Below are 15,181 nucleotides of genomic sequence, written 5' to 3'. Positions count from 1 at the left end.
TTGACCGGAATGCACGCGACGGGGCAGATCTGCACGCACTGCGGCTCGTCGAAGTGCCCCACGCACTCGGTGCACTTGCGGGGATCGATCTCGTAGATCGACTCGCCCATCGAGATGGCACCGTTGGGGCACTCCGGCTCGCAGACGTCGCAGTTGATGCACTCGTCGGTGATCATGAGGGCCATGCGCCGATTATCGGCGCCGGGCATGGACGTTGCGTCCGTCGGGTTATGCTGCGCCCCGCCCCATGAGTTTGTTCCTTCTCAAACGCTTCGCGACCCTGCTCGGTACGCTGATCGGCGCGTCGATCATCGTCTTCCTGGTGCTGGAGATCCTGCCCGGCAACGCGGCGCAGATCCTCATGGGCCCCGACGCCGACCCGACGGCCGTGGCCGCGCTGGCCACCAAGCTGGGCCTGGACCAGCCGGCCTGGACGCGCTACTGGCACTGGATCGGCGGGCTGCTGACCGGCGACCTGGGCGACAGCTACAGCTACGGCTCGCCGGTGCTCGACCTGATCCTCGAGCGCCTGGCGCTGACGGTGCCGCTGGCCGTGCTGGCGATGCTGCTGACCACCGTGATCGCACTGGCGGTGGGCGTGACGGCCGCCTCGCGCCACAACCAGTTGGGCGACGTCGGCCTGATGGGCCTCACGCAGGTGGGCATCGCGATCCCGAACTTCTGGTTCGCCATCCTGCTGATCCTGCTCTTCTCGGTGAAGCTGCAGTGGTTCTCGGCCGGCGGCTTCGACGGCTGGGGCACCACCTGGGACGAGCGGCTGGCCGCCTTCAAGTCGCTGCTGCTGCCGGCGCTGTCGCTGGCGGTGGTGCAGGCGGCCATCCTGGCGCGCTTCACCCGCTCGGCGGTGCTGGAGGTGATGCGCGAGGACTTCGTACGCACCGCCCGCGCCAAGGGCGTGAGCCAGCGCGCCGTGCTGTGGCTGCATGTGCTGCGCAACGCGCTGATCCCCGTCATCACCGTGATGGGCATGCAGTTCTCCGAGCTGCTGGCCGGCACCATCGTGGTGGAGAACGTGTTCTACCTGCCCGGCCTGGGCCGCCTCATCTTCCAGGCCATCAGCAACCGCGACCTGATCGTGGTGCGCAACTGCGTGATGCTGCTGGCTGCCTTCGTGGTGATCGTGAACTTCGTGGTCGATGTGCTCTACGCCGTGATCGATCCACGGATCAAGGCTTCCGACATATGAACGCCGCCGTCGCTCCTTCCGGCGCCGCGCTGAAGCTGCCCGGCTTCTGGCACCGCGCGCTGCACCACCGCAGCTTCGTCATCGGCGCCGTGCTGACGCTGCTGCTGGTGCTGGCGGCGCTGCTGTCCTACGCGTGGACGCCCTGGCCGCCCAACGACATGGACATGGCCAACAAGCTGGCCGGGCCCTCAGCCAAGCACTGGCTGGGCACCGACGCCTTCGGCCGCGACGTGGCCTCGCTGCTGCTGGTGGGCGCGCGTGCCTCCATCATGGTGGGCGTGATCGCGGTGGGCATCGGCCTGGTGGTCGGCACCGCGCTCGGGCTGCTGGCCGCCGCCCGGCGCGGCTGGGTGGAAGAGGCCATCATGCGGCTGACGGACTTCAGCCTCGCCTTCCCCGCCATCCTCTCGGCCATCATGCTCACGGCGGTGTTCGGCGCCGGCATCGTCAACGCCATCGTCGCCATCGGCATCTACAACATCCCGACCTTCGCGCGCATCACGCGCGGCTCGGCCAACGCCATCTGGTCGCGCGAGTACATCGCCGCCGCGCAGGCCTGCGGCAAGGGGGCGTTCTCGATCACGATGCAGCACGTGCTGCCCAACATCGCCGCGGTGCTGATCGTGCAGAGCACCATCCGCTTCGCCATCGCCATCCTGGCCGAGGCCGCCCTGTCCTACCTGGGCCTGGGCACGCAGCCGCCGCAGCCGTCGTGGGGCCGCATGCTCAGCGAGGCGCAGACGCTGATGTTCCAGCAGCCGCTGCTGGCGGTGTGGCCCGGCATGGCGATCGCGCTGGCGGTGCTGGGGCTGAACCTGCTGGGCGACGGGCTGCGCGACCTGCTCGACCCCCGGCTGGCGAGGGCAAGATAGATGGCGCTCCTCGAAGTCAACGACCTGCACATCGGCCTGACGACCCCGCGCGGCCCGGCCGAGGCGGTGCGCGGCATCTCCTTCTCGCTCGAACGCGGCGAGACGCTGGGCATCGTGGGCGAATCGGGCTGCGGCAAGTCGATCACCGTGATGTCGCTGATGGGCCTGCTGCCCGGCAGCGCGAAGGTGTCGGGCAGCATCCGCTTCGACGGCCAGGAACTGGTCGGCCTGCCGGAGAAGGCGATGTGCGGCATCCGCGGCAACCGCATCGGCATGATCTTCCAGGAGCCGATGACGGCGCTGAACCCGGTGCACACCATCGCGCGCCAGGTGGGCGAGCCGCTGCGCATCCACCGCGGCCTCACGAAGGCCGAGGCGCGCAAGGAGGCGCTGGCGCTGCTGGAGCGCGTGGGCATCCCCGACGCCGCCTCGCGGCTGGACGCCTACCCGCACCAGTTCTCCGGCGGCCAGCGCCAGCGCATCGGCATCGCGATGGCGCTGGCCTGCGGGCCCGACCTGCTGATCGCCGACGAGCCGACCACCGCGCTGGACGTGACCATCCAGAAGCAGATCCTCGACCTCATCCAGTCGCTGGTGGCCGAACGCGGCATGGCGCTGATCCTCATCTCGCACGACCTGGGCGTGATCGCCAGCAGCGTGCGCCGCATGCTGGTGATGTACGGCGGCAGCATCGTCGAGAGCGGCCCCACCGAGGCCGTGTTCGCCGAGCGCGCGCATCCCTACACCAAGGGCCTGTTCGCCGCGCGGCCTGCGCTGGGCGCGCCGCGCGGCCTGCGGCTGGCGACCATCCCCGGCAGCGTGCCCGAACTGGTGGACCTGCCGCCCGGCTGTCCCTTCGCCGGCCGCTGCCGCTACACGGCCGACGCCTGCCACGGCACGCGGCCGGCGCCCTCGATGCTGCCGCACGACCACGCGGTGCGCTGCCTGCGGCTGGACGAGATCGCCGCAGAAAGCGAGGCGACCGCATGAGCATGGCCCCTCCGCTGCTCGAAGTGACCGACCTGGTGCGCCACTACGCCCTGCCTCGCGAGAAGCTGTTCGGCCCGGCGCCGACGGTGCAGGCCGTCAACGGCGTGAGCTTCACGGTGCAGGCCGGCCGCAGCCTGGGCATCGTGGGCGAATCGGGCTCGGGCAAGTCCACCATCGCGCGCATGGTGATGGCCCTGGACACGCCCACCGCCGGCAGCGTGAAGCTGCTCGGCCGCGACCTGCACCGGCTGCCCAAGGCCGAGTTGCGCGCGGCGCGGCGCGACTTCCAGATGGTGTTCCAGGACCCGTACGGCTCGCTCGACCCGCGCCGCACGGTGGAGCGCATCGTGGCCGAGCCGCTGGAGGCGCTGACCGACATCTCCCGCGCCGAGCAGCGCGAGCGCGCCGCCGAATCGCTGGTGGCCGTGGGCCTGCGCGCCACCGACCTGGCCAAGTACCCGCACGAGTTCTCCGGCGGCCAGCGCCAGCGCATCGCCATCGCCCGCGCCCTCATCACCCGGCCCAAGCTCATCGTGGCCGACGAGCCGGTGAGCGCGCTCGACGTCTCGGTGCAGGCGCAGGTGCTCAACCTGATGCAGGACCTGCAGCAGCAGTACGGCATCAGCTACCTGCTGATCAGCCACGACCTGGCGGTGGTCAACCACCTGTGCGACGAGGTGTGCGTGGTGCTCAAGGGCCGGATCGTCGAGCGCGGCGCACCGCAGCAGCTCTTCGCCGGAGCCGAACACCCCTACACGCAGGCGCTGCTGTCCGCCGTGCCGCGGGCCGAACCGCCCGCGCCGCGCAGCGCCGCGGCCGCCGACGCGCTATAACGCGAACTTTTCCATTTGTTTCCCCTGTTGCAGGAGCCTTCGACCATGCTGAACCGTCGCCACGTGATCGCCTCCACCGGCCTGGCCGCCGCGCTGCCCCACTGGGCCCTGGCCCAGAGCCGCGGCAAGACCGCCATGGTGCTGGGCATGACCCTGGAGCCGCCGGGCCTGGACCCGACGGCCAACGCCGCCTCGGCCATCGGCGAGATCGTGCTCTACAACGTGATGGAGACGCTCACCAAGATCAATCCCGACGGCAGCGTCTCGCCGCTCCTGGCCGAGAGCTGGGAAGTCTCGCCCGACCTGAAGACCTACACCTTCAAGCTGCGCAAGGGCATCACCTTCCAGAACGGCGAGCCCTTCAACGCCCAGACCGTCAAGTTCAGCTTCGAGCGCGCCGGCGGCGAGAAGAGCACCAACAAGGACAAGCGCACCTACGCCAACTTCTCGGTGCAGGCCGTGGACGAACACACCGTCGTCATCCTCAACAAGGAGATCGACCCCGACCTGCCTTTCGTGCTGGGCCAGGCCACCGCCGTCATCGTCGAGCCCAAGAGCGTGGCCACCAACGCCACGCAGCCGGTGGGCACCGGCCCGTTCAAGCTGGAAAACTGGGCCAAGGGCTCCTCGCTGGTGCTCGGCCGCTGGCCCGGCTACAAGGGCGTGCAGAAGCCGACGCTGCAGAAGGTGACCTTCCGCTTCATTTCCGATGCGGCCGCGCAGGGCGCCTCGCTGATGGCCGGCGACGTGGACGCGTTCCCGCGCGTGGCCACGCGCATCGTGCCGCAGTTCAGGAACAACCCGCAGTTCCAGGTGATCCTGGGCGGCTCGCGGGCCAAGACCATCCTGGCGATCAACGAACGCCACAAGCCGCTGGACGACGTGCGCGTCCGCCGCGCCATCCTGGCCGCCATCGACCGCAAGGCGGTGATCGACGGCGCGGCCGACGGTTTCGGCACACCCATCGGCAGCCACTACGTGCCCGGCGCGCCCGGCTACGTCGATACGACCGGCATCAACCCCTACGACCCCGAGAAGGCCAAGAAGCTGCTGGCCGAGGCCGGCGTCAAGCTGCCGCTGGAACTGAGCATGACGCTGCCGCCGCCGCCCTATGCGCGCCAGGGCGGCGAGGTGATCGCGGCGCAGTTGGCCAAGGTGGGCATCAACGTGAAGATCCAGAACGTCGAGTGGGCGCAATGGCTCAGCGGCACCTACGGCGGCGGCTTCAACTACGACCTGACCATCGTCTCGCACGTGGAGCCCTTCGACCTGGGCAACTACACCAAGCCCGAGTACTACTGGGGCTACAACAACAAGGAATTCAACGCGCTGTTCGACAGGATCAAGGCCACCGGCAACGAGGCCGAGCGCAACAAGCTGCTGGGCGATGCGCAGAAGCTGCTGGCCAACGACGCAGCCAATGGCTTCCTGTTCCAGCCGGTGTTCCCGCAGATCGCCAGGAAGAACGTCAAGGGCCTGTGGCCGCAGATGCCGATCTTCTGCAACGACCTGTCGTCGCTCTCGTGGGCATGAGTTCGCCGCCTCGCTGAGCTCCCCGGAACGCCGCGCCCGGCCGACGTCGGGCGCGGCTTTTTCTTTTCTCCCCGCGCTGCCATGACCACTGAATTCTCTCGCCCGCTGCACGACTGGAGCGCAGCCGAACTCTCCCGCGCGTACCGCCAAGGCACGCTATCGCCGGTCGAAGCCACGCAGGCCGTGATCGACCGCATCGAGCGCTGGGAACCGCAGTTGCAGGCCACCTACCTCTGCCGCCCCGAGGCGGCGCTGGAACAGGCGCGCGCCAGCGAGGCGCGCTGGCGGCGCGGCGAGGCGCTCGGCCCGCTGGACGGCGTGCCCGGCACGCTCAAGGAGAACATCGCCACCGCCGGCGACCCGATGCCCGCGGGCACCGCCGCCGTCGCGCTGCGCCCCGCCGCGCAGGACGCGCCGCCCGCCGCGCGCCTGAAGGAGGCCGGCATGGTGCTCGTCAGCAAGACCACCATGCCCGACTACGGCATGCTGTCCTCGGGGCTGTCGAGCTTCCACCGCCTGGCGCGCAACCCGTGGGACCTCACGCGCACGCCCGGCGGCTCCAGCGCCGGCGCCGGCGCGGCGGCGGCGGCCGGCTACGGGCCGCTGCACGTGGGCACCGACATCGGCGGCTCGCTGCGGCTGCCGGCCTCGTGGTGCGGCATCTTCACGCTCAAGCCCAGCCTCGGCCGCATCCCCATCGACCCGCCCTACACCGGCCGGGCCGCCGGCCCGATGACGCGCAGCGTGGAGGACGCCGCGCTGATGATGCAGGCCCTGGCCCGCCCCGATGCGCGCGACAGCATGAGCCTGCCCGCGCAGGACATCGACTGGCCCGCCTTCGACGTCGGGCCGGAGCACCTGAAAGGCCTGCACGTCGGCCTGCTGCTGGAGGCCGGCTGCGGCCTGCCGCTGGACGCCGAGATCCGCGCCGCGGTGGAAGCAGCGGCGCGCCTGTTCGAGCGCGCCGGCGCGCGCGTGACGTTGATGCAGCCCTTCATGACGCAGGCCATGCTCGACGGCATGGACCACTTCTGGCGCATGCGCTCCCGGGTCGACCTGCAGGCGCTGCCGGCGGAGCAGCGAGCCAAGGTGCTGCCCTACATCGGCCAGTGGGCCGAGAGCGCCGCCGGCCTCTCGGGCGAGGCGGTGTACCGCGCCGCCAGCCAGTTCCACGCCACGCGCGTGGCGGCGGTGGCGGCCTGCGCGCCCTTCGACTGCGTGATCTCGCCCGTCTCGCCCAACATGCCGGCGCCGGCCGAAGACCCCTCGCCCACCAACGACCCGCTGCGGCCGCTGGAGCACATCGGCTTCACCGTGCCCTACAACATGTCGGAGCAGCCGGCCGCCTCGGTCAACTGCGGCTGGTCGAAGGGCGGCCTGCCCATCGGCCTGCAGATCGCCGGCGCGCGCTTCGACGATCTGGGCGTGCTGAAGGTGGCGCGGGCCTTCGAGCAGATCCGCGGGCCGCAGCGCCCGTGGCCCGAGCCGCCGGCGGCCTGACGGCCGACGTTCAGGCGAAGGCCGCCTTCACCACCTCGCGCGCCTGGGCGACGAAAGCCGCCTCGCCCGCACGCGGCGGCAGCAGGCGGAAGACCGCCTGCGGCAGGGCCGGCAGGCCGTGCGGCGCCGGCAGCGCCACAGCGCCCGACGCCGGCAGCGCCGATTCGTTGAGGCATCCGATGCCCAGGCCCGCGGCGAGGGCGGAATGCAGCCCGGCCACGCCCGAGGCCACGTGCACCACCGCGTGCGGCACCTTGCGGCGCGCCAGCAGCCCGACGACGAAGCGGTGGATCGAACAGGTGTCGGGCAGCGCGACCAGACGCAGCGGCTCGCCCCGCGCCCGCCGCACGCCGGGTGCGGCCGCCCAGCGCAGCGGCTCGCGCCGAAGCTCGTCGCCGGCGGGCCGGCGCGCGCCGCCTTCCACGATGCGCATGGTGATGGCCAGGTCGAACTCGCCCCGCGCATGGCCCGCCTCCACCTCGTCGCTTTTGCGCACCGTGACGCACAGCCGCACCTGCGGGTGCTGCGCGCCCAGCCGCGCCAGCAACGCGGCCATCTCGGCCGTGCGGAAGTAGTCGGTCACGCCCAGGCGCAGCGTGCCGGCCAGCGCGACGCCGTGCAGGTCGCGCCAGGCCGCCTCGCTCAGCGCCAGCAGCCGGCGCGCATGGGCCAGCAGCCGCTCGCCGGCCGGCGTCGGCACCACGCCCGACTTGCTGCGCACCAGCAGCGGATGCCCGGCGCGCTCCTCCAGCTTGCGCAGCTGCTCGCTGACCGCCGACTGCGACAGGAACACCTGCGGCGCGGCGGCGGTGAGGCTGCCCGCATCGACCGCGGCGACGAAGGTGCGCAACTGCGCGATGTCGAAATCCTGCATGGCTTCATCCACCTGTTTTTCCGATGGATGACATTATCGAATCCCGTTTTTCCGATGTGGTGGCCGAGCCCAGAATCCATCGCACCCCAACCCGAGGAGCCCGCCATGCCGCACATCGTCATCCACCTTTCCGGCGAACCCGACGCCGCCCTCGCCCGCCGCGCCGTGGAGGCGGTGGGCGACCTGACCCGGCGCCTGCTGGGCAAGCAGCCCGAGGTGATCGCCACCACCGTGCAGTTCATCCCCGACGCGCAATGGTTCATCGGCGGCCGCACCCTCGCCGAGCAGGGCGCCAGCGCCTTCCACCTCGACATCAGCATCACCGACGAGACCAACACCAAGGCCGAGAAGGCTCGCTACCTGGCCGCGGTGCACGAGGCGATGGCGCGGCTGCGGCCGGACCTGCATGAGGTGAGCTACGTGCACGTCATCGATGCGCGTGCCGCGGCGTACGGGTATGGGGGTCGCACGCAGGAATTCCGGCATCAGGCGGCGGGGGTGTAGATCGGCAAGCGCCGTTCGGGCCGGGCTTGTCGAAACCACAGGAACCGTTCGGGCTGAGCCTGTCGAAGCCGGGTGCCGCGCTTCGACAGGCTCAGCGTGAACGGTGGGGATGGATGAGACGAAGAGTCAGCGCCCGGCACCGCTGGCCGGCAGCTGCGCCTCGACGAAGCGCCGCACCTCGGCGTCGTCGATCGGCCGCACCGGCAGCCCCACCCCCGCCAGGTGCCGCGACATCGCCTGCGCCCACAGCGCATTGGCGGCCAGGCCCCAGTGATCGTCGGCCAGCACCGCATGCCGCGGCTCGTCGCCCATGCTGTTCGTCACTTCCAGGCTGCCGATGCGCACGCTGCGGTAGGCCGGCGCGCCCTCGGCGCCGCGCCCGCCCCAGAGCGAGCGGAACCAGGCGCGGTCGTCGAAGAAGCTGGCGTGCGGCGTGCGCGCGGCCAGTTCGCGCAGGCCGGCGTCGTAGCGGTCCAGGCCGCGGGCGATGTTGTCCAGCGCCGGGCGCGAGCGCCAGCGGTCGAAGTGCAGCGGCGCGTTGCTGTCGTCGAAGATGCCCACCAGCACGATGTGCGTGAGGGGGTGCGCCGCACGGATCAGGCCCACCGCCTGCTCGACCTCGGACAGGCAACCGGCGATGGCGCGGTGCTCGGCCGGGGCGTTCGCATCGAGCGCCAGGCCGTCGAGGAAGTCCTGCGGCGCCATCTGCGCCATGCCGATGCGGATGACCACCACGCCGCGGCGCCAGCGCGCCGGCGCCTGCGCCATGAGGTGCAGCAGCGGCTGCACCTGCCGGCTGGCACCGTGCGTGAGGGCCGTGCACGGCGCGCCGGAGTAGGCCATGTTGTAGCGGTAGTCCTGCTTGCGCGGCGCACGCACGGCCGCCAGGCCGAACGCCTGGCCGGCCCGCGCCAGCAGGCGGTTCTGGCCGTCGGCCTCCCAGGGGCCGGGGTCGAGCGCGCCCGCCCGCAGGCGCGCCAGCACCTCGGTCCACTGGAAGGTGTGTTTGTGAAAAGCGCCGCCGCGCTGGCCCGAGCCCGGCGGGAAGCTCACCGCGTCCTGGTACGAGTGGCTGAGCGAGTCGCCCAGCACGGCGATCGGCACCGCCGTGGCCGGCGGCGGCGTCTGCGCGCCGGCGGCGCCCCCGCCCAGCGCCGCCAGCATCGACAGCACGGCCGCGCCCAACAGGTGCTGGCGCCGGGGGCGAGCCAGCGCGGCGCCCATCAGCGCCTCTTGAGCACGTGGATGAACTCGGTGCCGAGCGTCTGCTGGTCCACCAGCTCGTTGCCGGTCTGGCGCGCGAAGGCCTGGAAGTCGCGCAGCGAGCCCGGGTCGGTCGCCACCACCTTCAGCAGCTCGCCGCTCGCCATGTCGTTCAGCGCCTTCTTGGCCTTGAGGATGGGCAGCGGGCAGTTCAGGCCGCGGGTGTCGATCTCGCGGGCGATGGGCAAGTCGGTCGTCATCGCGCGTCCCCGCCCGGCTGCGGCGGCTGGTCGAGGCCGCGGCGCCGCTCCTCGTTCTCGGCCGCGGTGAAGAACACCGGCTCGTGCCCGCGCGAGCGCAGCCAGTCGGCCAGCGCGTAGCCGGTGCCGGCCGGCCAGCACTTGAGGTCCTTCAGGTCGTAGAGGCGCCAGTCCACCAGTTCGGGCGAGAGCTTCACCTCGCCGTCGGCCACCACGTGGTAGGCGATGATGACCTGGTTCATGCGCTGGAAGTCGTAGGCGCCGACGATGTTCACCTCGCTCACGTCGAGGTGGGTCTCTTCCTTCACCTCGCGGGCGATGCCTTCCTGCGGTGTCTCGCCCGCCTCCATGAAGCCGGTGATGAGCGCGAACATCTTCGCCGGCCAGGCTGCGTTGCGCGCCAGCAGCACCTGGCCGCGGTACTCGACGATGGCGGCCAGCACCGGCGTCGGGTTGTTCCAGTGGGTGTGGCCGCAGGCCGGGCAGCGCAGGCGCGACTTGGGGCCGCTGTCCTCCAGTTGCTCGATCCACTCGAGCGGGGTGGCGCAGGCCTGGCAGAACTTGGGCAGATGCATCATGCGGGGAACACGCCGGTGGAAAGATAGCGGTCGCCACGGTCGCACACCACGAAGACGATGGTGGCGTTCTCCACCGTCTTGGCCACCTGCAGCGCGACCCACAGCGCGCCGGCCGCGGAGATGCCGCCGAAGATGCCCTCCTCGCGCGCCAGCCGGCGGGCCATCTCCTCCGCGTCGTCCTGCTTCACGTAGATCATCTCGTCGACCGCCGTGGGGTCGTAGATCTTGGGCAAGTACTCCTCGGGCCACTTGCGGATGCCGGGGATGCGCGAGCCTTCTTCAGGCTGCGCGCCGACGATGCGCACCTCGGGGTTCTTCTCCTTGAGGAAGCGCGACACGCCGGTGATGGTGCCGGTGGTGCCCATCGCGCTGACGAAGTGCGTGATGCGCCCGCCCGTCTGCTCCCACAGCTCGGGGCCGGTGGTCTCGTAGTGGATGCGCGGGTTGTCGGGGTTGGCGAACTGGTCGAGCACGCGGCCCTTGCCCTGCGCCACCATCTGGTCGGCCAGGTCGCGTGCGTATTCCATGCCGCCGCTCTTGGGCGTGAGCACCAGCTCGGCGCCGAAGGCCTTCATGGTCTGCGCGCGCTCGACCGACAGGTCCTCCGGCATGATCAGCACCATGCGGTAGCCGCGCACCGCCGCCGCCATGGCGAGCGCGATGCCGGTGTTGCCGGAAGTGGCCTCGATCAGCGTGTCGCCCGGCTTGATCTCGCCGCGCTCCTCGGCGCGCCGGATCATCGACAGCGCGGGCCGGTCCTTGACGGAGCCGGCCGGGTTGTTGCCCTCCAGCTTGGCCAGGATCACGTTGCCGCGCCGGGCGTTGGCCTCGGCCTCGATGCGTTGCAGGGCCACCAGCGGCGTCCTGCCGATGGCGTCTTCGATGGTGGGATAGGTCATGGGAGCGGGTGGGGAAGCCAGGGGCACTGTGCCATAATTTTCGGCTCCTCTCCCAACCCGTGCCCGGGTGGTGAAATTGGTAGACGCAGGGGACTCAAAAATAGGGACTTCTACGTAGATCTCGCTTGGGGCGATCGCCCGGCAAGCCGCATGGGACAAGGGTTTGAGGGTTCGACAGGCACTTGAGCGAGATGCCTGAATTTCGAGCTAGGAGCCAGCTGGGAGCCAGGACGATGCGACCTGGCGCCAAGCGCGGAGTAGCAGATAGTTGAAGTAGCATCGCATCGCGTCATGCCCGAGTGGTGAAATTGGTAGACGCAGGGGACTCAGACCAAATTTGAGCCCTCCGGAGGAAACCCCGGAGGTGAAGCCCGTCAAACTCGGCGAAGGCCCTGGACGCGAGTCCGAGCTAATACCGAGCCAAGCCCTGGCGCCGAAAGGCGCCTCGGAAGGTGTAGAGAGCAGACGGCGGGCGCCTAAGGCCGAAAGGCTATGGTGAAGGCGTGCTCCAGCCCACGAACGCCGTTTCATCGGAGACGGCGGCGGCGAAAGCCGAAGTGGGAAGAAAATCCCCCGCCGCAAGGCGTGCCGGTTCGATTCCGGCCTCGGGCACCAATTCGAAGACCGCCCCTGTTAACGCAGGGGCGATTTTTTTGGAGCAAGAGATTTCTTACTGTCGTTTCTGCGGCTGCGATCGAAATCCTCGATCCCTCGCCATGAACGCCTCCAGCATGTGCGGCGCCAGCGCCGCCGCATCCACCCGCTCGCCATACGTCTGCGCATGCACCGCCGCATAGCGATCCAGCGTCGCCTTCAGCTCCGCCGACAAGGTGATGGTCAGCTTGACGCTCTCGGTCTTCGGCAGCGGCCCCAGCCGCAGCTTCCTCGCCGTGCTCATTGCGCCCCCCCCCTGTTGAAGAACATCGGCTGATACGGCCGCAGCACCAGGTCCCGGCTCACGATCACCCGCACCGGCAGCCCCGGTCGCGCCGTCAGCGTCGGCTGGATGTTCATGTTCTTGCGGGTCACCTCCTGCCCCACCTGGTTCACGCTGTCTTGCAGCCCGTCGCGCCCGGCGATCACGATGCGGTTGCCATCGGTGCGGTTCGCCGGCGCTGCCAGCTCGGCGCCGATGCCCAGCAGTGTCGTGAGCGCTGCACCCGCCAGGACCCGATCCCAGTGCCAGTCCACGCCGTCCTCCAGCCCGGCGTTGCCCGCGGGATCGGTGCCCACGAGGTTGTCCAGGGCGAGCGAGGAGGTGTCCGGCAGGATGATGCGGTTCCACACCACCTGCACCCGGCGCTGCCCGTAGCTCATCTGGCTGTTGTACTTGCCCAGGATGCGCGAGCTCTGCGGAATCAGCAAGTATCTGCCCGTGGCCGTGTCGTAGACCGGCTCCGTGACGGTCGCGATCACGTCGCCCGGCAGGTCAGACTGGATGCCAGTCACCAGCGCGCCGGCGATCACCGTGCCGGCCATCACCTGGTACGGCGATGCCGGCAGCTTCAGGCTGCCGGAGTTGCGAGTTTCCGTATGTGCGGTTTTGAGGAAACCCTCTTTCTGATCCTGCCGGTTCTGCACCGCCGCCGGATCGCTGCTCGAGCCGCCCGCGCCGGATTGCGCCGCCGTCGATGCCAAGCCCGCCGCCATCGGGTTGAAGGCCGCCAGGCTGGAGCCGCCGGGATCGGAAGGCGCCACAGTCTCCCCTTTCCCCGGCGCCGCCGCGCGCTGCCCGCTCGACCGGAAGAACACCGACGAGGCCATCGCCTGCTCGGCCTCCTTGCGCAGCGCATCGCGTTCCGCCTGCGCCGGGTCATGCCCCGGCGGCGAGTAGCTCGCCACGGCCGGCCCTTGCGACTTCACGATGGCCGGGCCGAGGTCGCCCGGCAGCGGCGGCCCCAGTTCGGGCACCGGAGCCGGCCGCGCCGACGGCAGCTTCGAGTAGTCGGCCGGCAACTGCCCCAGCCCCTCCGATTTGGCCACCCGGTCCACGTTGTACAGCTCGGCAGGCTCGTTGCCCCTGCCGCGGAACCGGGGCTGCAGCGACCAGACCGTGGCGCCGAGCACGGCGGCGGCGAGCAAGCCGGCCAGCAGCGCCAGGGTGCGCCGGTTCAGCCGCGTCACCGGCCGCGGCTGCGCACGCAGCGCCACGGACTCGGGCGAGACCTTGCCGCCCGCCGCGTCCTGCCCTTCGCTCACGACCCGCCTCCACGCGCGATCCCATCGGTGCGCTCGATGCGCACCACTTCGCCGCTCTTCTGGTCCTTGCCGCCGCCCAGGCGCAGCTCGGCCGCGCCGAACAGCCGATCCACGATGTAGTACGGCGAGCGGAAACGGTAGTTCACCAATTGCCCGTCGCCCCGCGCGCCGATCACGAAGAGCGGCGGCAGCTCGCCCTGCGCGATGCCGGCCGGGAACTGGATGTAGACCTTCTCGCCGTCGTCGAAGGCGCGCAACGGCTTCCAGGGCGGGCTGCTCCCGCTGATGGCATAGCGGAAGCGCAGCTTCTCCAGCGCCAGGCCCGCGTCCACCGGCGCGGCGGCCTGCGCCTGGCCGGCCTGCCGCTGCAGCGCCAGCATGCGGTCCTTCGGATACTCCCAGGACACCGAGGCCATCCAGGCCTTCTCCGTCGAGGTCAGCTCGACCAGGTAGGTGCGCCGGCTGGTCGTGATGACCAGGTTGGTCTTCAGGCCCGTGCGCGTGGGCTTGATCATCACGTTGACCCGGCGCGCGTCACCGTCACCGCTGGACGTGTCGCCCACGATCCAGCGCACCGTGTCGCCCGCGGCCACCGTCACCAGTTCCTCGCCGGGCTGCAGCGAGATCACCGTCACGCGCCCCACGGCCGCGTAGACCTGGTACAGCGCCCCCTCGCTGAAGGGCCAGACCTGGATCGCGTTGACGTAGCCCTCGCGCGTGGGCGCGACGCGCGCCTCCGCGTTGGCCTTCGAGACCCTGACCTTCTCGTCAGGCGATTCCGGCGGGGACCTGGCAGCGTCCGTGTTCCCGTCTGGCAGCGGCTTCATCTGCCCCGGCATCGGCAGCACCTTCGGCACCTCCACCACTTCCACCGGCTTCGGCGGCTCGAGCAGTGGCTGTGCTGCAGCAGGAGCAGGTTCGTCGAGGGAGACGGCCGGCGGCGACTTGCCCCGCGAGGCACAGCCGGCCATGAAGGCCACGGCCAGCAGCGCCGTGGATACGGAAACACGGATGCGTGCATTCATGGCTTGGCTCCTGAGGAGGCATCGAGTTCACGGGTCCACGACAGAGCGTTGACGTAGATGCCCAGGGGGTTCTTGCGCAGCCGCTCCTCGGTGCGCGGCGGCTGCAGCACGATCGACAGCACGGCCGTCCAGTGCTCCAGCCCGGCGGCCTCGCCGTTGACGTAGCGCCGCTCGGTCCAGCGCACCTGGAAGGACGACTCGCTGGCGCGCACGATGCTGTTGACCTGCACCGTGACCGTTTCCTGCCCGATGCGCGAGAACGGGTCGTTGGCGCGGGCGTGGTCGTTCAGCGCGGCCGCGCCCCGGTCGGTGGTGTAGTCGTAGGCGTCGAGCCAGTTCTGGCGCACGACGACCGGGTCGATGGAGAGGGACCGCACCAGCGTGACGAAGCGCGCGAGGTGGTGCGCGATCTGCGCATCGCCGGGTTGATAGGGCGTCGCGGCCTCGCCCACCGCCCGCACCTGCCCGGCCTGGTCCACCTCGACCACATAGGGCGTCACGATGGACTGCGCCGAGCGCCAGACGAGGCCGCCAGCCATCAGCAACGCGAGCGTGAGGCAACCGAAGGCCATCAGCCGCCAGTTGCGGGCCTGCACGCGGGCCGAGCCGATGCGCTCGTCCCAGGCCTGCCCGCCGGCCTGGTAGGGTGTGACCGGCGCGGGGGTGTCCGAGTACCGCACCAGGGGTCGCTTGAATCGCATGAG

Annotated in this window: 17 protein-coding genes; 7 read left to right on the top strand and 10 right to left on the bottom strand. The window is 70.5% G+C overall.

Annotated features, from left to right (window positions below; translation table 11 throughout):
- Window positions 1-185, bottom strand: a 185-nt coding sequence (locus ACIY1X_RS09295; protein ID WP_399679967.1) for a YfhL family 4Fe-4S dicluster ferredoxin, incomplete at its 3' end; no start/stop codon positions are given.
- Between the two features lie 62 nt (window positions 186-247).
- Here ACIY1X_RS09295 and ACIY1X_RS09290 point away from each other — a divergent pair.
- From ACIY1X_RS09290 to ACIY1X_RS09265, 6 genes are all read left to right on the top strand, one after another.
- The gene (locus ACIY1X_RS09290; RefSeq protein ID WP_399679965.1) at window positions 248-1,207 is read left to right on the top strand and encodes an ABC transporter permease; all 960 of its coding nucleotides are present in this window, start codon (window positions 248-250) and stop codon (window positions 1,205-1,207) included.
- Entirely contained in the window at window positions 1,204-2,079 is an 876-nt protein-coding gene (locus tag ACIY1X_RS09285) for an ABC transporter permease (RefSeq protein WP_399679963.1), read from the top strand. Before ACIY1X_RS09290 ends, ACIY1X_RS09285 begins: the two co-directional genes overlap by 4 nt.
- On the top strand, window positions 2,080-3,069 hold the full coding sequence (locus ACIY1X_RS09280) for an ABC transporter ATP-binding protein (protein ID WP_399679961.1): 990 nt from the start codon (window positions 2,080-2,082) through the stop codon (window positions 3,067-3,069).
- Window positions 3,066-3,902 carry an ATP-binding cassette domain-containing protein gene (locus ACIY1X_RS09275; protein ID WP_399679959.1) on the top strand — a complete coding sequence of 279 codons (837 nt, stop codon included), beginning with the start codon at window positions 3,066-3,068 and terminating at the stop codon, window positions 3,900-3,902. The genes ACIY1X_RS09280 and ACIY1X_RS09275 overlap by 4 nt, the downstream gene beginning before the upstream one ends.
- A gap of 45 nt (window positions 3,903-3,947) precedes the next feature.
- A complete protein-coding gene (locus ACIY1X_RS09270; protein WP_399679958.1) occupies window positions 3,948-5,435 on the top strand; it encodes an ABC transporter substrate-binding protein in 1,488 nt (495 codons plus the stop codon).
- An 81-nt stretch (window positions 5,436-5,516) separates the two neighbouring features.
- Window positions 5,517-6,935, top strand: a complete 1,419-nt coding sequence (locus tag ACIY1X_RS09265) for an amidase (protein WP_399679956.1) — start codon at window positions 5,517-5,519, stop codon at window positions 6,933-6,935.
- A gap of 10 nt (window positions 6,936-6,945) precedes the next feature.
- Here ACIY1X_RS09265 and ACIY1X_RS09260 read toward each other — a convergent pair whose 3' ends face one another.
- Window positions 6,946-7,809: a LysR family transcriptional regulator gene (locus ACIY1X_RS09260; protein WP_399679954.1), complete on the bottom strand. Its 864-nt coding sequence runs from the start codon at window positions 7,807-7,809 to the stop codon at window positions 6,946-6,948.
- A gap of 105 nt (window positions 7,810-7,914) precedes the next feature.
- Between ACIY1X_RS09260 and ACIY1X_RS09255 the strand changes: the two genes are divergently transcribed.
- Window positions 7,915-8,313 carry a 4-oxalocrotonate tautomerase family protein gene (locus tag ACIY1X_RS09255; RefSeq protein ID WP_399679953.1) on the top strand — a complete coding sequence of 133 codons (399 nt, stop codon included), beginning with the start codon at window positions 7,915-7,917 and terminating at the stop codon, window positions 8,311-8,313.
- A gap of 126 nt (window positions 8,314-8,439) precedes the next feature.
- Here ACIY1X_RS09255 and ACIY1X_RS09250 read toward each other — a convergent pair whose 3' ends face one another.
- The 8 genes from ACIY1X_RS09250 to trbF form a co-directional block, all read right to left on the bottom strand.
- Window positions 8,440-9,537 (bottom strand): SGNH/GDSL hydrolase family protein, encoded by a 1,098-nt coding sequence (locus ACIY1X_RS09250; RefSeq protein ID WP_399679951.1) that lies wholly within the window; start codon window positions 9,535-9,537, stop codon window positions 8,440-8,442.
- Complete coding sequence (locus ACIY1X_RS09245) at window positions 9,537-9,764, bottom strand: sulfurtransferase TusA family protein (protein WP_399679970.1); 228 nt, start codon at window positions 9,762-9,764, stop codon at window positions 9,537-9,539. Before ACIY1X_RS09245 ends, ACIY1X_RS09250 begins: the two co-directional genes overlap by 1 nt.
- Before the next feature lie 8 nt (window positions 9,765-9,772).
- Window positions 9,773-10,351, bottom strand: a complete 579-nt coding sequence (locus ACIY1X_RS09240) for an NUDIX domain-containing protein (RefSeq protein ID WP_399679968.1) — start codon at window positions 10,349-10,351, stop codon at window positions 9,773-9,775.
- Window positions 10,351-11,253, bottom strand: coding sequence for a cysteine synthase CysM (gene cysM, locus ACIY1X_RS09235; protein WP_399679949.1), 903 nt, complete (start codon window positions 11,251-11,253; stop codon window positions 10,351-10,353). Before cysM ends, ACIY1X_RS09240 begins: the two co-directional genes overlap by 1 nt.
- Before the next feature lie 670 nt (window positions 11,254-11,923).
- Window positions 11,924-12,151, bottom strand: coding sequence for a DUF2274 domain-containing protein (locus ACIY1X_RS09230; protein ID WP_304308662.1), 228 nt, complete (start codon window positions 12,149-12,151; stop codon window positions 11,924-11,926).
- Window positions 12,148-13,452 (bottom strand): TrbI/VirB10 family protein, encoded by a 1,305-nt coding sequence (locus tag ACIY1X_RS09225; RefSeq protein WP_304308660.1) that lies wholly within the window; start codon window positions 13,450-13,452, stop codon window positions 12,148-12,150. The genes ACIY1X_RS09230 and ACIY1X_RS09225 overlap by 4 nt, the downstream gene beginning before the upstream one ends.
- Window positions 13,449-14,477, bottom strand: coding sequence for a P-type conjugative transfer protein TrbG (trbG, locus tag ACIY1X_RS09220; protein ID WP_316702588.1), 1,029 nt, complete (start codon window positions 14,475-14,477; stop codon window positions 13,449-13,451). Before trbG ends, ACIY1X_RS09225 begins: the two co-directional genes overlap by 4 nt.
- Window positions 14,474-15,178 (bottom strand): conjugal transfer protein TrbF, encoded by a 705-nt coding sequence (gene trbF / locus ACIY1X_RS09215; RefSeq protein WP_304304413.1) that lies wholly within the window; start codon window positions 15,176-15,178, stop codon window positions 14,474-14,476. The genes trbG and trbF overlap by 4 nt, the downstream gene beginning before the upstream one ends.
- Window positions 15,179-15,181: the final 3 nt, after the last annotated feature.

The sequence above is a fragment of the Xenophilus sp. genome, from assembly GCF_044462705.1.
Lineage (GTDB): Bacteria > Pseudomonadota > Gammaproteobacteria > Burkholderiales > Burkholderiaceae_C > Xenophilus > Xenophilus azovorans.
Note: the sequence above shows the minus strand (reverse complement) of the source record. Positions and strands in the feature narration are given on the sequence as shown.